Annotated in this window: 20 protein-coding genes; 1 reads left to right on the forward strand and 19 read right to left on the reverse strand. The window is 51.9% G+C overall.

Annotated elements, in window-relative coordinates; genetic code table 11:
• Positions 1-266 precede the first annotated feature (266 nt).
• From cpoB to sdhC, 19 genes are all read right to left on the reverse strand, one after another.
• Positions 267-1,061 carry a cell division protein CpoB gene (gene cpoB / locus J8X26_RS20785; protein WP_208951835.1) on the reverse strand — a complete coding sequence of 265 codons (795 nt, stop codon included), beginning with the start codon at positions 1,059-1,061 and terminating at the stop codon, positions 267-269.
• Between the two features lie 9 nt (positions 1,062-1,070).
• Positions 1,071-1,580, reverse strand: coding sequence for a peptidoglycan-associated lipoprotein Pal (pal, locus tag J8X26_RS20790; protein ID WP_152326499.1), 510 nt, complete (start codon positions 1,578-1,580; stop codon positions 1,071-1,073).
• Positions 1,581-1,627: 47 nt separating this feature from the next.
• Positions 1,628-2,920 (reverse strand): Tol-Pal system beta propeller repeat protein TolB, encoded by a 1,293-nt coding sequence (gene tolB, locus J8X26_RS20795; protein WP_104922885.1) that lies wholly within the window; start codon positions 2,918-2,920, stop codon positions 1,628-1,630.
• Positions 2,921-3,050: 130 nt separating this feature from the next.
• Positions 3,051-4,280: a cell envelope integrity protein TolA gene (tolA, locus tag J8X26_RS20800; RefSeq protein WP_208951836.1), complete on the reverse strand. Its 1,230-nt coding sequence runs from the start codon at positions 4,278-4,280 to the stop codon at positions 3,051-3,053.
• Positions 4,281-4,395: 115 nt separating this feature from the next.
• On the reverse strand, positions 4,396-4,827 hold the full coding sequence (gene tolR, locus J8X26_RS20805) for a colicin uptake protein TolR (protein ID WP_165059476.1): 432 nt from the start codon (positions 4,825-4,827) through the stop codon (positions 4,396-4,398).
• 11 nt (positions 4,828-4,838) lie between these two features.
• Positions 4,839-5,528 (reverse strand): Tol-Pal system protein TolQ, encoded by a 690-nt coding sequence (gene tolQ, locus J8X26_RS20810; RefSeq protein ID WP_013576430.1) that lies wholly within the window; start codon positions 5,526-5,528, stop codon positions 4,839-4,841.
• Complete coding sequence (ybgC, locus tag J8X26_RS20815; protein WP_095921211.1) at positions 5,525-5,929, reverse strand: tol-pal system-associated acyl-CoA thioesterase; 405 nt, start codon at positions 5,927-5,929, stop codon at positions 5,525-5,527. Before ybgC ends, tolQ begins: the two co-directional genes overlap by 4 nt.
• A gap of 151 nt (positions 5,930-6,080) precedes the next feature.
• Positions 6,081-6,374, reverse strand: a complete 294-nt coding sequence (gene ybgE, locus J8X26_RS20820) for a cyd operon protein YbgE (RefSeq protein WP_152326497.1) — start codon at positions 6,372-6,374, stop codon at positions 6,081-6,083.
• Positions 6,375-6,376: 2 nt separating this feature from the next.
• Entirely contained in the window at positions 6,377-6,490 is a 114-nt protein-coding gene (gene cydX, locus J8X26_RS20825; protein ID WP_101077375.1) for a cytochrome bd-I oxidase subunit CydX, read from the reverse strand.
• Positions 6,491-6,500: 10 nt separating this feature from the next.
• Complete coding sequence (gene cydB / locus J8X26_RS20830) at positions 6,501-7,640, reverse strand: cytochrome d ubiquinol oxidase subunit II (RefSeq protein WP_165059472.1); 1,140 nt, start codon at positions 7,638-7,640, stop codon at positions 6,501-6,503.
• A 15-nt stretch (positions 7,641-7,655) separates the two neighbouring features.
• Positions 7,656-9,224, reverse strand: a complete 1,569-nt coding sequence (gene cydA / locus J8X26_RS20835; RefSeq protein WP_152326495.1) for a cytochrome ubiquinol oxidase subunit I — start codon at positions 9,222-9,224, stop codon at positions 7,656-7,658.
• Between the two features lie 721 nt (positions 9,225-9,945).
• Complete coding sequence (sucD, locus tag J8X26_RS20840; protein ID WP_208951837.1) at positions 9,946-10,818, reverse strand: succinate--CoA ligase subunit alpha; 873 nt, start codon at positions 10,816-10,818, stop codon at positions 9,946-9,948.
• Positions 10,818-11,984 (reverse strand): ADP-forming succinate--CoA ligase subunit beta, encoded by a 1,167-nt coding sequence (gene sucC, locus J8X26_RS20845; protein ID WP_101077379.1) that lies wholly within the window; start codon positions 11,982-11,984, stop codon positions 10,818-10,820. The genes sucD and sucC overlap by 1 nt, the downstream gene beginning before the upstream one ends.
• A gap of 96 nt (positions 11,985-12,080) precedes the next feature.
• Positions 12,081-13,310, reverse strand: a complete 1,230-nt coding sequence (gene odhB, locus J8X26_RS20850) for a 2-oxoglutarate dehydrogenase complex dihydrolipoyllysine-residue succinyltransferase (protein WP_208951838.1) — start codon at positions 13,308-13,310, stop codon at positions 12,081-12,083.
• A 45-nt stretch (positions 13,311-13,355) separates the two neighbouring features.
• Positions 13,356-16,163, reverse strand: a complete 2,808-nt coding sequence (sucA, locus tag J8X26_RS20855) for a 2-oxoglutarate dehydrogenase E1 component (protein ID WP_152326493.1) — start codon at positions 16,161-16,163, stop codon at positions 13,356-13,358.
• A gap of 392 nt (positions 16,164-16,555) precedes the next feature.
• Positions 16,556-17,272, reverse strand: coding sequence for a succinate dehydrogenase iron-sulfur subunit (locus tag J8X26_RS20860; protein ID WP_152326492.1), 717 nt, complete (start codon positions 17,270-17,272; stop codon positions 16,556-16,558).
• 19 nt (positions 17,273-17,291) lie between these two features.
• On the reverse strand, positions 17,292-19,058 hold the full coding sequence (sdhA, locus tag J8X26_RS20865; protein WP_152326491.1) for a succinate dehydrogenase flavoprotein subunit: 1,767 nt from the start codon (positions 19,056-19,058) through the stop codon (positions 17,292-17,294).
• Between the two features lie 3 nt (positions 19,059-19,061).
• Positions 19,062-19,409 carry a succinate dehydrogenase membrane anchor subunit gene (sdhD, locus tag J8X26_RS20870; protein ID WP_152326490.1) on the reverse strand — a complete coding sequence of 116 codons (348 nt, stop codon included), beginning with the start codon at positions 19,407-19,409 and terminating at the stop codon, positions 19,062-19,064.
• Positions 19,403-19,792: a succinate dehydrogenase cytochrome b556 subunit gene (gene sdhC / locus J8X26_RS20875; protein ID WP_104922897.1), complete on the reverse strand. Its 390-nt coding sequence runs from the start codon at positions 19,790-19,792 to the stop codon at positions 19,403-19,405. Before sdhC ends, sdhD begins: the two co-directional genes overlap by 7 nt.
• Before the next feature lie 39 nt (positions 19,793-19,831).
• Here sdhC and J8X26_RS27920 point away from each other — a divergent pair, with 39 nt between their 5' ends.
• Complete coding sequence (locus J8X26_RS27920) at positions 19,832-19,960, forward strand: hypothetical protein (RefSeq protein WP_280118838.1); 129 nt, start codon at positions 19,832-19,834, stop codon at positions 19,958-19,960.
• Positions 19,961-20,144 lie beyond the last annotated feature (184 nt).

Genomic DNA, 20,144 nt, shown 5'->3' on the forward strand with positions numbered 1-20,144 from the left:
CCGTGCTGGATTCGAACCAGCGACCAATTGATTAAAAGTCAACTGCTCTACCAACTGAGCTAACGGCCCTTCTAAACCTACTGCAAATTGCCTAAATCTCTAACAGCGTTAGCCGTTTGGAGTTGTCTGGGCAACGGCGGCATATATTACTTATTTAACTTTTCAGTGCAACTTTAATTTTCACAAAGATGCTTAACTGCTGGACTTTCACACACTCAAGCCCAGAAAATGCACGATATGTACATTTTCCGGTCCTGAATGGGGAACTACTTCGCAGATAAACGTTTTTGAGCTTGTTTTGCCGCGTCGGTGTTTGGGTACTGTTTAATGACCTGCGCATAGACGGCTTTGGCTTTATCGGCCTGCCCTTTCTCCTGCATAATCACCCCAACTTTGAACATCGCGTCAGAACTTTTTGGAGACTTCGGATAGTTTTTGACCACAACTGCAAAATAATAAGCAGCGTCGTCTTTTTTACCCTTGTTGTAATACAACTGGCCTAACCAATAGTTGGCATTAGGCTGGTATGTAGAATCCGGGTATTTTTTTACGAAACTCTGAAAGGCAGCGATCGCCTCATCATACTGTTTCTTTTCCAGCGCCAGAGAAACAGCGGCGTTGTAGTCGCTGTTCACATCGCCTATGCTTGCAGGGGCTTGTGCAGCACCTGCATCAGACGTGGCGGCCGCAGCATTACCAGACGCGTCGCCAGTGGCTGCTGCAGCGCCCGTACTGGCGGCTCCGGCGGCACCCTGACTCAGGCTGTCCATCTGGTTAAAAATCTGCTTCTGACGATCAGCAAGCTGACTCAACTGATACTGGTTCTCCTGGATTTGACCACGAAGAGTATCCATATCACGTTGGGAATCAGAAAGTTGTTGCTGGAGTTGAGTTAATAGCTGGCTGTGAGCGTTAGAAATACGCTCCAGAGAGGTGACCCGATCTTCTATCGAGCCTGAGCCGACATCACTGATTGGCGCTTGGGCAGTAGCGGCCCATGGGACCGCTACGCCAACCAGTAACGACAGACTCAACAGGTGAGTTCTGAAGTTACTGCTCATACTATTCTCTTAGTAAACCAGTACGGCACGACGGTTTTTAGCGTAAGCCGCTTCGTCATGGCCCAGTACAGCTGGTTTTTCTTTACCGTAAGAAACGATAGAGATCTGGTCGGCAGAAACGCCTTTACCTTGCAGGTACATTTTAACAGCAGTAGCACGACGTTCGCCCAGGGCGATGTTGTACTCTGGAGTACCACGTTCGTCAGCATGACCTTCTACAGTCACTTTGTAAGACGGGTTGCTACGCAGGAATGCTGCGTGCGCGTCTAACATCTGAGCGAATTCTGAAGAAACATCGTATTTGTCCAGGCCAAAGTAAACGATGTTGTTTTTCTGCAGTTCTTGCATCTGCAGACGAGCTTGCTCTTCAGAAGACATGTTGCCGCTTTCTGCGCCAGTGCCAGAGTTCAGACCCATACCTGATTGGTCGTTGTCCGCGTTTTTGTGAGAACTACACGCAGCGACTGCCAGAACAGGCAATGCCAGCATCAGCCCTTTCAGCACTTTATTCAGTTGCATCTATTCGATCCTTTTATAATTTTTTGCCATACATAGTTTTCTATGCATTACAGATACGGCGACCAGGCAGGGAACTTGACCTGTCCATCAGTTGCCGGAAGACGCGCTTTGAAGCGCCCATCAGTCGATACCAGTTGCAATACAGAACCCAGTCCTTGAGAGGAGCTGTAGATAACCATAGTGCCGTTTGGTGCGAGGCTAGGCGTTTCATCCAGGAACGTGTCCGTCAATGTTTGAACGGCTCCCGTTGCCAGATCTTGTTTAGCGATGTGCTGTGTACCGCTGGCGCTGCTCACCATGACCAGGAATTTACCATCTGCACTGACGTCAGAGTCCTGATTCTGTGAGCCTTCCCATGTCAGACGCTGAGGCGCACCGCCATTAATATTAACTTTATATACCTGAGGACGACCGCCCTGATCCGACGTAAACGCCAGGTTCTGGCTGTCCGGGAACCAGGTTGGTTCAGTATTGTTGCTACGGCCATTAGTGACCTGAGAGATCTGACCTGAACCCAGGTTCATCACATACAGGTTAAGGCTACCATCTTTAGACAACGCGAATGCCAGTTTAGACCCGTCCGGAGAGAACGCCGGAGCACCGTTGTGGCGTGGGAAAGAGGCAATCTGTTTGATGGCACTGTTTGCCAGTGTCTGTACAACCAACGCTGAACGACCGCTTTCGAAGGTCACGTAAGCCAGTTTGCTACCGTCCGGAGACCAGGCCGGAGACATCAGAGGCTCTGGTGAACGGTGAACAACAAACTGATTGTAACCATCGTAATCCGCTACACGCAGTTCGTACGGGAATTTGCCGCCGTTAGTCTGCACGATGTAAGCAATACGGGTGCGGAATGCACCTTTAACACCGGTCAGTTTTTCGAAAACTTCATCACTGGCTGTATGGGCAGAATAACGCAACCATTGTTTGGTCACTTTATACTGGTTTTGTGCCAGCACGGTGCCCGGAGCACCAGAGGTGTCAACCAACTGGTAAGAAACAACGTAGCTGCCATCGGCTGCAGGCTGAACCTGACCGATAACAACGGCATCGATGCCCAAAGCAGTCCAGGCAGCAGGTGTGACTTCTGCCGCTGAAGTTGGCTGTTGTGGCATGCGCGATGCATCAATAGGGTTAAATTTACCACTGTTGCGTAAGTCAGCAGCAACAATACCGCCAACATCTTCAGGTGGAGTACCCGGGCCCGCCCATTTGAATGGCACAACGCCAATCGGACGAGCGGTATCTACGCCCTGAGTAATTTCAATGCGAACTTCTGCATGTACTACAGATGCCCACATCATCAAAAGGCCGAACGCTACTCGAAATGCCTGCTTCATTGTATCTCCCTTATCTGGACGTATCTGCCCGCGATAATTTAGCAGAATTTTAACAAACCAACGCATACAAAACTAGAATTACACCCTGCAATCTATCGTAAAATTCTGAAAAGAAATTATTTTCATCTTTCTACGGTTTAAAATCTATCGGAGCATTTTTAAATACTTCATAGACTGCTTCAGAAGGCGGTTTCGGGAATTTCGCCTGTCGGGCCGCGGCAAGCGCTGCCTGACAAAGTGCTGGATCCCCACCTTCTGCTGACACGCTGATAAGCGAGCCATCCGGGTTCATTTTAACGCGCAACGAACAGGTTTTACCCGCATACGATGACGCGTCATAGAATCTGCTCTCAATAGCCGCCTTTATCTGGCTGCCATAGTTAGCAATATCGGCACCGGATGCACCCGCCTTTTTCTGTGTTCCTTTACCTGCCGGAGCAGAAGCCCCACCGCCCGTTGAACCTTTCGGCGCATTTTTAGAATCGGCCAGCCCGTCAAATAAGTTATTGGCGTCAGCAGATTCTTTTGCGGCAGCGGCAGCGGCCGCTTTCTTATCGGCTGCGGCTTTCTTGGCAGCTGCAGCCGCTTCAGCTTTCTTCTCAGCGGCAGCTTTGGCGTCTGCATCAGCTTGCGCTTTCGCATCGGCGGCAGCCTGAGCTTTAGCCTCTGCGGCAGCTTGTTTCTTCGCCTCAGCAGCCGCTTCTTTCTTCGCGTCAGCCTCGGCCTGTTTTTTCGCGGCCGCAGCCGCTGCGGCGGCTTCAGCTTCAGCCTGTTTCTTCGCTTCGGCTGCGGCTTTTTTCTGTGCATCAGCCTGCGCTTTTGCAGCTTCTTTCGCTGCATCGGCCTTCGCCTGAGCCGCTTCTTTTGCCGCTTCAGCTTTCGCCTGTGCGGCAGCAGCTTCGGCCTGCTTCTGTTGTTCTTTCGCCTGCTCGGCAGCCTGCTGCGCTTGTTTCTGTTGTTCAGCGGCTTGTTTCTGCTGCTGAGCCTGTTCCTGCGCCTGCTGCTTCGCATCTTCCTGTGCCTGAAGACGCTCTTTCTCAAGTTCTTTCAGGTGTTGCTGTTCTGCGGCCTGTTTCTGCTGAAGCTCTTCAGCCTGTTGCTCTGATTTTTTCTGACGCGCTGCGGCAGCACGTTGGGAATCAGCCTGTTGCTGTTGCTGACGGTTGTACTGATCGACCACGGCACTGGGATCAACCATTACGGCCGAGATATCGCTACCGCCGCCGCCACCGCTCATGCTGGTATCTTCGTCCAGCGATCCCCAAATCAACAGGGCTATAATGATGATATGCAGAACGACCGAAACAATAACGGCGCGTTTGAGCTTATCGTTTTGTTCAGTTGCAGTTGCCTTTACCAAAATAGATTTCCCAAGACAGGATTACTAAAAACCCGGGATCCTGTAGCGTCTGACTTACTCTTTTAGCAAGCCAGCGAATGCCGGGTTTCAAATAAGTGTTACAAATTACCTATCCTCAGATAGGTTGTGTCATCAATCCGACTGACTTCACGCCAGCCTGATGCAGCATATTCAGCGCCTTGATGATTTCATCATAAGGCACATCTTTCGCGCCGCCGATCAGGAATACCGTCTTCGGATTGGCCTGAATACGGCTGGTCGCTTCTGCAATAACCTGTTGTTCAGGCAGTTGTTCCATACGCTGATGATCCACCACAATGGTGTATTGACCGACGCCTGAAACTTCAACAATCACAGGCGGGTTATCATCGCTGGACACCGTCTTAGAATCCGTCGCATCAGGTAAGTCAACTTCCACACTCTGGGTAATGATCGGTGCTGTCGCCATAAAAATCAGTAACAGAACCAGCAGTACGTCCAGCAGCGGAACGATGTTGATTTCCGACTTACCTTCGCGCCGGTTACGACGACCTCGTGTACGAGCCATACTCTCCCCCTTTAGTTACTGCTGGTTTCGCGAGAGAAAGCCTGACGGTGCAGGATAGCCGTGAATTCTTCCATGAAGTTATCGTAGTTTTGCTCAAGCTTGTTCACACGCTGGTTAAGGCGGTTGTACGCCATAACCGCCGGAATAGCGGCGAACAGACCAATCGCCGTAGCAATCAGTGCTTCTGCGATACCTGGAGCAACCATTTGCAGGGTCGCTTGTTTCACGGAACCTAAACCGATAAAGGCGTGCATGATCCCCCAGACCGTACCGAATAAACCGATATACGGGCTGATGGAACCGACGGTGCCAAGGAAAGGAATGTGTGTTTCAAGGGATTCGAGTTCACGGTTAAAGGAGATGCGCATTGCACGTGAAGACCCTTCAATCACCGCCTCTGGCGCGTGGCTGTTGGCACGGTGTAAACGGGCGAATTCTTTAAAACCAGAATGGAAGATTTGCTCTGCCCCGCTCAGGGTTTCGCGACGGCCCTGGCTTTCCTGATACAGACGGGAAAGCTCAATACCGGACCAGAATTTATCTTCGAACGCTTCTGCCTCGCGGGTGGCGGCATTCAGCACTTTCGTGCGTTGAATGATGATCGCCCAGGACGCGATAGAAAAGCACACCAGGACAAGCATAATCAGCTTGACCAGGATGCTGGCCTTCAAAAATAAATCAAGAATGTTCATGTCAGTCACTGCTTAAACTCCGCGACAATAGACTTAGGAAGCGCTCGGGGCTTCATTTGGTGTGGATCAATGCATGCAATCAACACTTCTGCAGAACTCAGAAGGTTTCCATGCGAATCAAGAATTCGTTGTGCAAAAGTAAGAGAAGCTCCGCGAATGGACGTAATCTCACTCTGAACATCCAGCAAGTCATCTAAGCGAGCTGGTGCAAAGTATTCGACCGTCATGCGGCGGACAGCAAAAGCGACGTGTTCTCCCAGCAACTGCTGCTGGTGAAAATTGCGTTGGCGCAACATCTCTGTGCGAGCCCTTTCAAAAAAGGCGACGTATCGGGCATGGTAGACCACACCTCCCGCGTCTGTGTCTTCGTAATAGACACGAACCGGCCATCGGAACAACGAATTACTCACTCTACATCCCGTAATGCAATTTGACGGCACTACTATACGCAAGAGAATTGGGGTTGGGAATGGGTTGCAATGCTGGAACGAAAATAATTATGGGCCGGAGCGGCCCATAGGAAGATTACTGTAAATCTGTGTATTTTTAAGACGATAAAAGTCAGCTGAAGAAGTAAAACAAACCCGCAGCCAGTGCAATCATCGCCAGTAACGGTGAAAAAAATGATTTCCACACCGAATTTCTCGGACGAAAACCCAGACCGTGAATAACACCGCTACAAACAGCCCATATCAGAATGAGCCCGTGCCACACTTCCAGCTGGCTGGTCGACGAAGCAAACATGCCCGGTTTCCAGAAAACACAACCGGCAAGCAGCAGCGACATCACAAGGGAAAGGGCCCGCAAGGGGCCCTTGTCTGTGACGGCGTAAACTTTATCCGCGATCACACTCATTGTTACTTCTCTTCTTTTGCAGCTTTGTTGGCTTCGCTGTGCTCAAGCGCCAGCGCGGTCATGATACCAAATGAGCAGGCCAGCAAGGTGCCGAGGATCCAGGCAAAATACCACATGGTTTTCTCCTTAATACAGCGAATGCTTGTTGTTCTCGATGTACGTTTTATCGAGGCGACCGAACATCTTGTAATACGCCCATGAGGTGTAAATCAGGATGATTGGCACAAAAATACACGCTACGACGGTCATCACTCTCAACGTCAGTAAGGTAGACGTTGCGTCCCACATGGTCAGGCTGACGTTAGGATCAGTGATTGACGGCATGACGAACGGGAACATAGTGATACCGGCCGTCAGGATCACACAGGCGATAGTCAGTGAGTTACTGACGAAAGCCAGAGCCGCTTTATTCAAACGGGAGAACAGGATTGTCAGCAGCGGCAGAATCACACCCAGTGCAGGAATAGCCCACAGAGCAGGGATCTTGTTGAAGTTAGCCAACCATGCGCCCGCTTCATGAGAAACCGTTTTGTGCAGCGGATTTGACGGGCCCGCGTGATCCAGTACGGAAGTCACGGTGAAGCCATCAATCCCTTTAACCAGCCAGATGCCCGCCAGCAGGAAGCAGACCATCATGATCAGCGCAGAAATCTGCGAGGCATTACGGGTACGCAGATGCAGTTCGCCGACAGTACGCATTTGCAGATACGTTGCGCCCTGCGTAATCAGCATGGTCAGGCTGACCAGACCGGCCAGAATACCAAACGGATTCAGCAGCTGAATCAGGTTACCGGTATAGAACAGACGCAGGTCGGTATCAATGTGGAACGGCACGCCCTGTAACAGGTTACCGAAGGCCACACCAAAGACCAGCGATGGCACGAAGCTCCCAATGAAGATGCCCCAGTCCCACATTCCACGCCAGCGCGCGTTATCCAGTTTTGAACGGTAGTCAAAGCCCAGCGGACGGAAGAACAATGCGCACAGCACCAGAACCATCGCCGCATAAAAACCCGAGAACGCTGCTGCATAAACCATCGGCCACGCAGCAAATAACGCACCACCGGCGGTGATCAGCCAGACCTGGTTACCGTCCCAGTGCGGGGCGATCGCATTGATCATGATCCGGCGATCTGTATCGGTTTTACCGATGATCCGTACCAGAATCCCCACACCCATATCAAATCCATCGGTGACCGCGAAGCCGATAAACAGCACGCCAATCAGCGCCCACCAAATGAACCGTAAACTTTCATAATCGAACATAGTCGGACTCCCTAATTACTGAGCTTGCTCAAGCGGGGCTGAAGGTTTTTCAAAATGATAGCGCCCTGTTTTCAGGCTGCTTGGCCCCAGGCGTACATATTTGAACATCAGGAACATCTCAGCGACCAGGAACAGGGTGTACAAGCCGCAGATCAGGATCATTGATGACAGCACATCACCGACGGTCAAAGAAGAGTGCGCAATGGCCGTTGGTAAGACCTCACCAATTGCCCATGGCTGACGGCCGTATTCCGCAACGAACCAGCCAGACTCAACCGCAATCCATGGCAGTGGCAGGCCAAACAACACGGCACGATGCAGCCAGCGTTTTTCGCCAATTTTGCCCCGAACCACTGCGAAGAATGACAATCCAATCAGAACCAGCATCAGGACGCCGCAGGCAACCATGATACGGAATGCGAAGTACAGAGGCAGAACGCGCGGAATAGAATCTTTCGTCGCTTTCTGGATTTGTGCGTCTGTCGCATCAGTCACTTTGTCGGTATAGCGTTTCAGCAACATACCGTAGCCCAAGTCTTGCTTGGTTTTTTCAAAGTCACTGCGAACGGTCGGATCAGTATTCCCTGCGCGTAACTCTTCCAGCAGGTTGTACGCTTTCATCCCGTTACGGATACGCACTTCGTGTTGCGCCATCAGGTCTCTCAGACCAGTCACCGGCGTATCCACAGAACGCGTTGCAATCAGGCCGAGCAGGTAAGGAATCTGAATGGAGTATTCATTTTCCATTTTGTCCTGATTTGGCAGGCCGAACAGCGTGAAGCTGGCCGGTGCAGGTTGGGTATCCCACTCTGCTTCGATTGCCGCCAGTTTGGTTTTCTGTACGTCACCCATTTCGTAACCGGATTCATCACCCAGCACGATAACAGACAGTACAGCCGCCAGACCAAAGCTTGCCGCGATTGCAAAAGAGCGTTTTGCAAAGCCCACATCGCGACCTTTCAGCAGGTAGTAAGAGCTGATAGCCAGAACGAACATCGCACCTGTCACATAACCGGATGCAACGGTGTGTACGAATTTAACCTGCGCAACCGGGTTCAGAACCAGCTCGGAGAAGCTGACCATTTCCATGCGCATGGTTTCGTAGTTGAAGGTAGAAGCAATCGGGTTTTGCATCCAGCCGTTCGCCACCAGGATCCACAAAGCAGACAAGTTTGAGCCAAGGGCAACAAACCAGGTAACCGCCATGTGCTGAACTTTAGACAGGCGATCCCAACCGAAGAAGAAGAGGCCGACTAGTGTTGATTCCAGGAAGAACGCCATCAAACCTTCAATCGCCAAAGGCGCACCGAAGATATCACCGACGTAATGTGAGAAATATGACCAGTTAGTCCCGAACTGGAATTCCATGGTTAAACCGGTAGCAACGCCAATTGCAAAGTTAATTGCAAAAAGCTTGCCCCAGAATTTGGTCATATCTTTATAGATTTGTTTGCCGGAAAGCACATACACCGTTTCCATAATTGCCAGTATAAACGCCATACCCAGCGTTAATGGGACAAATAGGAAATGGTACATGGCTGTTAAAGCAAACTGTAAACGCGACAGTTCAACGATATCAAACATCTTGACCCCTTGCTCCTCGGAGGAAGACCCCAAATTGCGATCTTTGACGAACCGGTTGCCGGAACGCCTCATGACTACCAGTATTTAAATGTGTGTAGAACAGAAATGCAGAGTTCAGCTGAGTGAAGCCGTTCAAGGCATTCTGATACCCGGAAAAGACGCGGCCAGCGAGCCTCTAAGAGGCTGATGAACGGGAAAATCTCGGGGAAAAGTAAACATACAAAAAAACTGATGTTACAGGACCATTATGTTACGCCAGTAATCCCACACATTAAATAGGTTTTTTAGTGACCCAAAGCGGATTTCCGCGTACAGGTCAATTTAACGACAAAACAGTGCAGGTTGCCGTAATTGATCTGACGCAATTTAAGCCCATCTCATTGTTTATTTCTATAATATCTACATCAATTTCTGAAAAAATATTTCAGGATGTTAACCGTTGGTTTCACTGATCTTTAATGGTGTATTTATTGTTAATTTGTTGTGTTTTTATGGTTGTGCTAAATATCTAAATCGCTACCTTTTAAAACCCATTTATTAACTTTTTATTTCCAATGAACCTATCGTGCTCTGTTAATAAATATAGCTCATATCGGCGATTGTTAAATATTTAGCTTAAAAATAAAAAAGGCCACCCGAAGGTGGCCAACATGTCGAATCGTTAAGTCATATGAAATGACTCAGGTCACGCCGGAACATGGCCCGGCGCGACGGACAATACTTACTGTGACAGAACGGATTTCACGGCTTCGCCGATATCGGCCAGGCTGCGAACAGTCTTCACGCCAGCAGCTTCCAGTGCTGCAAACTTCTCGTCAGCCGTGCCTTTACCACCGGCAATGATGGCGCCTGCGTGGCCCATACGTTTGCCTTTAGGCGCAGTCACACCCGCGATGTAGCCTACAACCGGTTTGGTTACGTGTGCTTTGATGTACGCAGCCGCTTCTTCTTCAGCATTCCCGCCGATTTCACCGATCATGACGATCACTTCAGTCTGCGGATCTTCCTGGAACAGTTTCAGGATATCGATGAAGTTAGAGCCCGGGATCGGGTCGCCGCCGATACCGACGCAGGTAGACTGACCGTAGCCGTAATCTGTAGTCTGTTTAACGGCTTCATAGGTCAGCGTACCAGAGCGTGAAACGATACCCACTTTGCCCGGCAGGTGAATATGGCCAGGCATGATGCCGATTTTGCATTCGCCAGGGGTGATCACGCCCGGGCAGTTTGGCCCGATCATCACGGCATCGCTTTGATCCAGTTTCACTTTAACCACCAGCATATCCAGCGTCGGGATGCCTTCTGTGATACAGATGATCAGTTTGATGCCTGCATCCAGCGCTTCCAGAATGGAATCTTTGCAGAATGGCGCGGGAACATAAATAACAGAAGCCGTCGCGCCGGTAGTCTCAACCGCTTCGCGAACGGTGTTGAACACTGGCAGACCCAGATGCTCGGTGCCGCCTTTGCCTGGCGTCACGCCGCCAACCATTTTTGTGCCGTAAGCGATGGCTTGTTCGGAGTGGAAAGTCCCCTGGCTACCGGTGAAACCCTGGCAGATAACTTTGGTGTTCTTGTTGATTAAAATCGACATTATTTCCCCTCCACTGCCGCGACAACTTGTTGAGCCGCATTCGTCAGGCTGGTCGCTGCAATGATGTTCAAACCGCTGTCTGCCAGTTTTTTGGCACCCAGCTCGGCATTGTTACCTTCAAGACGCACCACAACCGGCACGCTGACGCCCACTTCTTCCACCGCACCGATGATACCGTCGGCGATCAGGTCGCAACGAACGATACCGCCGAAGATGTTCACGAAGACGGCTTTCACTTTTTCATCGGACAGGATGATTTTGAAGGCTTCTGTTACGCGTTCTTTGGTCGCACCGCCGCCAACATCCAGGAAGTTAGCCGGTTCGCCACCGTGCAGTTTCACGATGTCCATGGTACCCATTGCCAGACCGGCACCGTTCACCATGCAACCGATGTTGCCGTCGAGCGCAACGTAGTTCAGTTCCCACTGCGCTGCCTGAGATTCGCGGGCATCTTCCTGGCTGTAATCGCGCATTTCACGCAATTCTGGCTGACGGAACAATGCGTTGCCGTCTGCGCCCAGTTTGCCGTCGAGGCAGATCAGGTCGCCAGCGGTGGTCACTACCAGCGGGTTGATTTCGATGAGCGCCAGGTCGCGTTCTAAGAAGATGTTCGCCAGACCCATGAAGATCTTGGTGAACTGCTGAACCTGCTTACCGGTCAGGCCCAGTTTGAATGCCAGTTCACGGCCCTGATAAGGCTGCGGACCTGCCAGCGGATCCAGTGCAACTTTGTGGATCAGGTGTGGCGTTTCTTCAGCCACTTTCTCGATTTCCACGCCGCCTTCAGTAGACGCCATGAACACCACGCGTCGTGAGCTGCGGTCTACCACAGCGCCGAGGTACAATTCTTTGTCGATGTCTGTCGCGGATTCAACCAGGATCTGGTTAACCGGCTGACCCAGTGCATCTGTCTGGTAAGTCACCAGACGTTTACCCAGCCAGTGTTCAGCGAAAGCACGAATTTCTTCTTTGCTTTTCACGACTTTCACGCCGCCCGCTTTACCGCGACCACCGGCATGAACCTGACATTTTACCACCCACGGACCGGCACCGATTTTCGAAGCAGCCTCTTCCGCTTCACGCGGCGTGGAACAGGCGAAGCCCGTTGGTGCTGGCAGGCCGTAGCGCAGGAACAGCTGTTTCGCCTGATACTCGTGTAAATTCATGATGTTCTATCCATTCTTTAGTAGGAAGGCTTATCAGGGCACAGCGGGCTGTGCCACAGATTTTTACGATCTCTATTTCTTTCGTTCCGCGGGGGACTAAACGTCCAGCAGCAGACGAGCCGGATCTTCCAGCATTTCTTTAATGGTCACCAGGAAGCCGACCGATTCCCGGCCATCAACCAGACGGTGATCGTAGGACAGTGCCAGATACATCATTGGCAAGATCACAACCTGACCGTTCACCGCCATCGGACGATCTTTAATGGCATGCATGCCCAGAATTGCACTCTGCGGTGGGTTGATAATCGGGGTCGACATCAGTGAGCCGAAGACGCCGCCGTTGGTCACAGTAAAGTTACCGCCGGTCAGTTCTTCCACTTTCAGTTTGCCGTCACGGCCTTTGATCGCCAGCTCTTTGATTTGCTTTTCGATGTCAGCCATACCCAGCGTATCCACATCGCGCAGAACCGGCGTTACCAGGCCGCGTGGCGTAGAAACGGCGATGCTCACGTCGAAATAGTTGTGGTAAACCACATCATCGCCATCAATAGAAGCGTTCACTTCCGGATAGCGTTTCAGCGCTTCAACCACAGCTTTCAGATAGAAAGACATGAAGCCCAGACGCACGCCGTGACGTTTTTCGAAACCATCACCGTACTGCTTACGCAGATCCATGATTGGCTTCATGTTGATTTCGTTGAAGGTTGTCAGCATTGCGGTGCTGTTTTTCGCTTCAAGCAGACGCTCAGCAACACGCTTACGCAGACGGGTCATCGGGACTCGTTTTTCGCTGCGTGAACCCAGAGCCGGTGCGGCGCTGGTCGCGGCAGGAGCCGCGGCTGGTGCAGCCGCAGGTTTCGCGTCTTTGGCTTTCGCCAGGTGTTGCTCGACATCTTCACGGGTCAGACGACCACCAACACCGCTGCCTTTGATCGCGTTGGCATCCAGAGAATGCTCGGCAATCAGACGGCGGATTGCCGGGCTGAGTGCGTCGTTGCTTTCTTCTTCCAGAGCGGCGGTATGGCGTGCAGCAGGAGTCGCTTCTTTATCGGAGCTTTTCTCAGTGCTTGGCTTGCCGGAGCTGTTACCCGGACGAATGCGCGCCAGAATCTGACGGGAAATGACCGTTGCGCCTTCATCTTCGATAATGCTGTCCAGAATACCGGCTTCACTTGCCGGCACTTCCAGAACCACTTTATCGGTTTCAATTTCTACCAGTACATCGTCACGCTCAACGCTGTCGCCCGGTTTTTTATGCCAGGTTGCAACCGTCGCATCTGCCACGGATTCAGGAAGGTCAGGGACCAGAATATCTACGCTACTCATTATAAATCCTTCTTATGTTCCATAGTGTTAACTCACGCCAACGCGTTATTTAACGTTCAGCGCATCGTTAACCAGATCTTGCTGTTGCTTCTGGTGAACGGACATGTAACCCACTGCCGGAGAAGCAGAGGCCGGACGTCCTGCGTAACGTAAAGAAGCCCCGAAAGGAATCACTTCACGGAAGTTGTGCTGGCTGCAATACCACGCGCCCTGGTTCAGCGGCTCTTCCTGACACCAGACGAAATCATGAACGTGTGAGAATTTCTCAAGCACTTCCTGAATCGCTTTGTGCGGGAACGGGTACAGCTGCTCGATGCGGACAATCGCCACGTCGGTTTGCTCGTTTTTGCGACGCTGTTCCAGCAGGTCGTAGTACACCTTGCCTGAGCACATCACCACGCGCTTAACCTGTTTTGGATCCAGTTCGTCTACTTCACCAATCGCTGGCAGGAAGCTGCCGTTGGCCAGTTCATCGAGCGTAGAAACCGCCAGAGGATGACGCAACAGAGACTTCGGCGACATGACGATCAGAGGACGGCGCATACCGCGCAACGCCTGACGACGGATCATGTGGTAAACCTGCGCCGGGGTCGACGGGATACAAACCTGCATGTTTTGCTCAGCGCAAAGTTGCAGATAGCGTTCCAGACGCGCGGAGGAGTGCTCCGGCCCCTGCCCTTCGTAACCGTGCGGCAGCAACATCACCAGACCACACATGCGGCCCCATTTCTGTTCGCCGGAGCTGATGAACTGGTCGATAACCACCTGCGCACCGTTGGCGAAATCGCCGAACTGCGCTTCCCAGATGGTCAGCGTACGCGGCTCAGCCGTGGCATAACCGTATTCAAACGCCAGCACCGCTTCTTCGGAAAGAACGGAATCCCATACGTTGAACTCGCCCTGGCTGTTATGGATATTAGCCAGCGGCACGTATACGGAACCATTTTTCTGATTGTGGATCACAGCATGACGGTGGAAGAAGGTGCCGCGACCGGTATCTTCACCCGACAGACGGATTGGAATGCCTTCATCAACCAGCGTAGCGTACGCCAGATTTTCCGCGCCGCCCCAGTCGAATTTCTTATTACCTTCGGCCATCTCGTTACGGTCGCCGTAAATCTTGGCAACGCGTGACTGCATTTCGATAGCATCCGGCACATGGCTGACGCGGCGCGCCAGTTCCTGCAGGCGTTTCAGCTCAACCTTGTTTGGGTAAGCTTCATCCCACTCGTGGTTCAGATACGGTGACCAGGTGAACGTGTGCATGTCATTCTGACGCCACTCCTCCACCACACACTCTCCCGCATCCAGCGCATCACGATACAAATTGACCATTTCCGTGGCATCTTCGAGACTGGCCACGTTTTGCTCGGTCAGAATGTCAGCATAAATTTTACGCGGCGTCGGGTGCTTCTTGATCTTGTTATACATCAGTGGCTGGGTTGCGCTCGGTTCGTCGGCCTCGTTATGGCCGTGGCGACGGTAGCAAACCAGATCGATCATGACGTCACGTTTAAAGGTGTTACGGAAATCCAATGCCAGGCGGGTCACGAAAGCCACCGCTTCAGGGTCATCGGCATTGACGTGGAAAATCGGCGCCTGCACCATTTTCGCGATATCAGTACAGTAATCGGTGGAACGCGCATCTTTCGGATTCGAGGTGGTGAAGCCCACCTGGTTATTGATGACGATACGCACGGTACCGCCCACTTCATAACCGCGTGCCAGCGACATGTTCAGGGTTTCCTGAACCACACCCTGACCGGTAATCGCCGCATCACCGTGAATAGTGATTGGCAGAACCATATTGCTGCGTGCTTCGTCCAGACGATCACGACGGGCACGAACAGAACCGATCACCACCGGGCTCACGATTTCCAGGTGCGACGGGTTAAACGCCAGCGCCAGGTGAACCATTCCGCCTTCGGTTTCCACATCGGACGAATAGCCCATGTGGTATTTCACGTCACCGGTGCCCAGATGTTCTTTATGTTTGCCGGAGAATTCGTCAAACAAGTCCTGAGGTTTTTTCCCCAGTACGTTGATCAGCACGTTCAGACGGCCACGGTGCGCCATACCCAGCACCACTTCACGCGTTCCGTTTTTGCCTGCATGACGGATCATGTCTTTCAGCATCGGAACCAGCGCATCGCCACCTTCAAGAGAGAAGCGTTTTGCACCGGGGAATTTCGCGCCCAGATAACGCTCCAGACCTTCTGCTGCGGTCAGTTCTTTCAGGAACGTTTTCTTCTCGTCATTGGTGAATTTCGCACGACCGGCCACGGATTCGACGCGCTGTTGGATCCAGCGTTTCTCTTCGGTGTTGGTGATGTGCATGTATTCCACACCAATGGAACCGCAATAGGTTTGCTTCAGGGCTTTATACAGCTCGCCGAGCTGCATGGTTTCCTTGCCAATGGCAAAAGAACCGACGTTGAAGGTTTCCTGGAAATCAGCTTCAGTCAGATGATGGAACGCAGGATCCAGATCCGGTACATCGTCCAGTTTCCACAGGCCGAGGGGATCAAGGTTCGCGTTCTGATGACCACGGAAGCGGAAGGCATTGATTAACTGCAACACCTTAACTTGCTTGGCATCCGTTTCAGGATCGCTGATGGAGGAATTGTAACGTGACGCATCTTTCGCCAGGCGGCGGAAGTAGTCGCGAGTTTGAGAATGGAGTTGCTCTGGTTTCACACCCACTGTTGGTAGCTGTTTAAAAATCGAACGCCAGCTATCGTCAACGGAACCAGGATCGGTTAAGTAGTCTTCATAGAGTTGTTCTATGTAAGACTGGTTCGCACCCGCCAGATAGGAGGAATCCAGCCAGGCCTTCATTGCGCCGTTCTGCATCGTGATCCCTTAAGCTTTGAAGCTTTAGTTTTCGCCGTGGTTAATAATATTGACCGTGATACACCGCGGTAAAACGGTTTTCCATACTAAAACAGTTCGTTGGTTGAGCGTTTGGCTCTTCAAGGAACCTTCAGAAATCCGCCAGATGCGTGACTGATTTTTGAAGTTGCCCTGCTTCTTTATCCCTTTTTTCCATCCCCCTGATTTTTACCCGGCTATCTTACTCCTGTCAGGCGCAACTTTGTTGCACTTGTTGCTACTTTGTTATTAAAAAATTACTTATTTGCTATCAAAGCCTCAGTTACGGCATTTGTAACTAAAGAAAGCGAAACCAAAAGCGGGTAAATAACAGCGGGAACCTGAGTTCCCGCTGATGGCATCACCTTATGAACTCAGGCGCCCCGCTGTAGCAGCATCGATTTGATATGGCCGATCGCTTTCGTCGGGTTCAAACCTTTAGGGCACACACTCACACAGTTCATGATGCTGTGGCAGCGGAATACGCTGAAAGCATCGTTCAGATCGTCGAGGCGCGGTTGCGTTTCGGTATCGCGGCTGTCGATGAGGAAACGGTAAGCGGCCAGAAGGCCAGCCGGACCGACAAATTTGTCCGGATTCCACCAGAACGAAGGACAGGAGGTTGAGCAGCAGGCGCAGAGAATACATTCGTATAATCCGTCGAGCTTTTCACGGTCATCCGGCATCTGCAAATGCTCACGCGCCGGAGGATTTTTCCCATCATTCAACAGGTAAGGCTTAATCTTCTCATACTGCTTATAGAATTGTCCCATGTCCACAACAAGGTCACGCACAACAGGCAACCCAGGCAACGGACGGATAACAATTTTCTTGTTGCCATTACGCAGCGTCGAAACCGGCGTGATACACGCCAGACCGTTTTTACCGTTCATGTTCACGCCGTCAGACCCGCAAACACCTTCACGGCATGAGCGGCGGAAAGCCAGCGTCGGATCCTGTTCTTTCAGCAAAATCAGCGCGTCGAGCAACATCATATCGCGCCCTTCTTTGGCTTCCAGCACGTAATCCTTCATGTACGGAACATCATCGACGTCCGGGTTGTAGCGATAAATCGAAAATTCAATTTTCATAATCTGTTTCCGCTCCGCCCTAGTAAGTACGCGCTTTCGGCGGGAACGCCGCGCGAAGCTTAGGCTGCATGTTCACCTCACGGCGGGTCATGCTTTCTGTTTCCGGCTGATACAGCGTATGGCACAGCCAGTTCGCATCATCACGTTCAGGGAAGTCGAAGCGGCTGTGAGCGCCACGGCTTTCTGTACGGTAGTTTGCGGAGACAGCCGTTGAGAACGCAGTTTCCATCAGGTTATCCAGCTCCAGACACTCCACGCGCTGGGTGTTGAATTCTGAGGAGGTATCATCCAGACGCGCGCTTTTCAGGCGTTCACGGATTACTTTCAGCTCTTCCAGACCTTTCGCCATCGCATCCCCTTCGCGGAAGACCGAGAAGTTATTCTGCATGCACGATTGCAGGTCTTTACGGATAGCCACCGGATCTTCACCCGAACGGGTGTTGTTCCAGCGGTTCAGACGCTCCAGAGACACATCGATATCGTCCTGAGACGCATCGCGGCTTGCGCCCTGCTCCTGAATGGATTCCTGCAAGTGCATACCGGCTGCACGGCCAAAGACCACCAGATCGAGCAGTGAGTTACCGCCGAGACGGTTGGCACCGTGAACGGAAACGCAGGCAATTTCGCCGACCGCGAACAGGCCGGGGATCACTTCATCCTGACCCTGTGCGTTCACACGCAGCGCCTGACCGGTCACTTTGGTCGGAATGCCGCCCATCATATAGTGGCAAGTTGGGATAACAGGGATCGGCTCTTTAACCGGATCGACGTGCGCAAAGGTACGCGACAATTCCAGAATACCCGGCAGACGGGATTCCAGAACGTCTTTACCCAGATGATCGAGTTTCAGTTTGGCGTGCGGGCCCCACGGACCTTCGCAGCCACGGCCTTCACGGATTTCGATCATGATGGAACGCGCCACCACATCACGACCCGCCAGGTCTTTGGCATTCGGCGCATAACGTTCCATGAAACGTTCGCCATCTTTATTGAGCAGATAACCACCTTCACCACGGCAGCCTTCTGTTACCAGAACGCCGGCACCGGCAATGCCGGTCGGGTGGAACTGCCACATTTCCATATCCTGCACCGGCACACCTGCACGCAATGCCATGCCCACGCCGTCGCCGGTATTAATGTGCGCATTGGTGGTGGACTGATAAATACGGCCTGCACCGCCGGTTGCCAGCACGGTCGCTTTGGCTTTGAAGTAAACAACTTCACCGGTTTCGATACAAATTGCGGTACACCCGACGATCGCGCCGTCCTGGTTTTTCACTAAATCCAGTGAATACCATTCGGAGAAAATCGTGGTGTGGTTTTTCAGGTTTTGCTGATACAGCGTGTGCAGCAAGGCGTGACCGGTACGGTCGGCTGCTGCCGCGGTACGTGCCGCCTGCTCGCCGCCGAAGTTCTTCGACTGGCCGCCAAACGGACGCTGATAAATACGGCCATCATCAAGACGGGAGAAAGGCAATCCCATGTGTTCGAGTTCCAGAATCGCTTCCGGCCCGGTTTTACACATATATTCAATGGCGTCCTGATCACCGATGTAGTCGGAACCTTTTACGGTGTCGTACATATGCCATTCCCAGTCATCCTCATGCGTGTTACCCAGCGCAACGGTAATACCGCCCTGAGCAGACACCGTATGGGAGCGGGTCGGGAAGACTTTGGAAATCAGGGCGCAGGACAGGCCCTGTTGTGAAATCTGTAACGCGGCACGCATACCGGCGCCACCTGCACCGATAACGACAGCATCAAACTCTCTGACTGGCAGATTCATTTACTACGCTCCCCAAACAACAATTGTTCCGTAAAGTAGGTAAACCACTAACGTGACGACGATGGCCAGTTGCAGCACCAGTCGGACAGCCAGCGGTTTGACATAGTCCGTTAACACCTGCCACATGCCGATCCACGCATGAATCAAAATCGACAGCAATGCCAGCAGTGTGAATACTTTCGTGATGGAGGAAGAGAAGAAGCCATGCCAGACATCAAAAGTCAGTTCCTGAGCCAGAACCACAAAGCCCAGAATATAAAGGATGTACAAGGTGAGGATGATCGCGGAAGCACGCAGTAACAGCCAGTCGTGCACACCATTGCGTCCCAATGCAGAAACGTTGCTTACCATACGAGGACTCCAGCCAGAATTGACAGCACGACGGTCAGACCGATTGCCACCTGGGCAGAACGGGTACCGGCAGCCAAACTCTCTTCGATATAGCCAAAATCCATCAGCAAGTGGCGGACGCCACCGCAAACGTGATAGGCCAGCGCAGTGAGTATTCCCCAAAAGATGAATTTGACGAAGAAGCTATTCATGATGGCCGCAGCCTGTGCAAACCCTTCAGGAGAAGAGAGAGACAAACCTAACAGCCAGAGGAGGATACCGACGGCGACGAAGGTTATTACGCCAGAGACTCGGTGTAAAATGGACGCTATCGCAGTAACGGGAAACCGGATCGTTTGCAGATCCAGATTGACAGGTCTTTGTTTTTTCACGGTTTTGCCCACACAGCTCTTATTATTTTACTTCCTCCGGCCCGGAGCAGTATGTCAGACAGCATCTATCCTTCGTTCTTTGCGCCGCTGGTGCGTTGGCTGCGTTTACTCACCCTAATCACTGACTGGAGTCAGCTCATAGGGACTCGTTCGCTTGCCGCCTTCCCGCAACGCAAATGACCTGGATATATCAGAGCTAAAAGCTCAACTTCTCCCGCGCTCAAACAACGACATCCGATGTGCTTAAACGGCGCGATAGTCAATTTTCAAAGCCGTAACGTAAAGGCCAGGAAAATGATGCTGGGTGCTCCTACTTCGGATTGCCCGGAGACCTTGTAGGAGTATAGGTTGATCACATTCTTAT

Source organism: Rahnella sp. ChDrAdgB13 (assembly GCF_017655185.1).
GTDB classification, from domain to species: Bacteria; Pseudomonadota; Gammaproteobacteria; order Enterobacterales; family Enterobacteriaceae; genus Rahnella; species Rahnella contaminans.

Bases quoted from the DNA above. Each gene is read 5' to 3' on its own strand.
- cpoB (WP_208951835.1), bottom strand. From the start codon at position 1,061: ATGAGCAGTAACTTCAGAACTCACCTGTTGAGTCTGTCGTTACTGGTT.
- pal (WP_152326499.1), bottom strand. From the start codon at position 1,580: ATGCAACTGAATAAAGTGCTGAAAGGGCTGATGCTGGCATTGCCTGTT.
- tolB (WP_104922885.1), bottom strand. From the start codon at position 2,920: ATGAAGCAGGCATTTCGAGTAGCGTTCGGCCTTTTGATGATGTGGGCA.
- tolR (WP_165059476.1), bottom strand. From the start codon at position 4,827: ATGGCTCGTACACGAGGTCGTCGTAACCGGCGCGAAGGTAAGTCGGAA.
- ybgE (WP_152326497.1), bottom strand. From the start codon at position 6,374: ATGAGTGTGATCGCGGATAAAGTTTACGCCGTCACAGACAAGGGCCCC.
- cydX (WP_101077375.1), bottom strand. From the start codon at position 6,490: ATGTGGTATTTTGCCTGGATCCTCGGCACCTTGCTGGCCTGCTCATTT.
- cydB (WP_165059472.1), bottom strand. From the start codon at position 7,640: ATGTTCGATTATGAAAGTTTACGGTTCATTTGGTGGGCGCTGATTGGC.
- cydA (WP_152326495.1), bottom strand. From the start codon at position 9,224: ATGTTTGATATCGTTGAACTGTCGCGTTTACAGTTTGCTTTAACAGCC.
- sucD (WP_208951837.1), bottom strand. From the start codon at position 10,818: ATGTCGATTTTAATCAACAAGAACACCAAAGTTATCTGCCAGGGTTTC.
- sucC (WP_101077379.1), bottom strand. From the start codon at position 11,984: ATGAATTTACACGAGTATCAGGCGAAACAGCTGTTCCTGCGCTACGGC.
- odhB (WP_208951838.1), bottom strand. From the start codon at position 13,310: ATGAGTAGCGTAGATATTCTGGTCCCTGACCTTCCTGAATCCGTGGCA.
- sucA (WP_152326493.1), bottom strand. From the start codon at position 16,163: ATGCAGAACGGCGCAATGAAGGCCTGGCTGGATTCCTCCTATCTGGCG.
- J8X26_RS20860 (WP_152326492.1), bottom strand. From the start codon at position 17,272: ATGAAAATTGAATTTTCGATTTATCGCTACAACCCGGACGTCGATGAT.
- sdhA (WP_152326491.1), bottom strand. From the start codon at position 19,058: ATGAATCTGCCAGTCAGAGAGTTTGATGCTGTCGTTATCGGTGCAGGT.
- sdhD (WP_152326490.1), bottom strand. From the start codon at position 19,409: ATGGTAAGCAACGTTTCTGCATTGGGACGCAATGGTGTGCACGACTGG.
- J8X26_RS27920 (WP_280118838.1), top strand. From the start codon at position 19,832: ATGTCAGACAGCATCTATCCTTCGTTCTTTGCGCCGCTGGTGCGTTGG.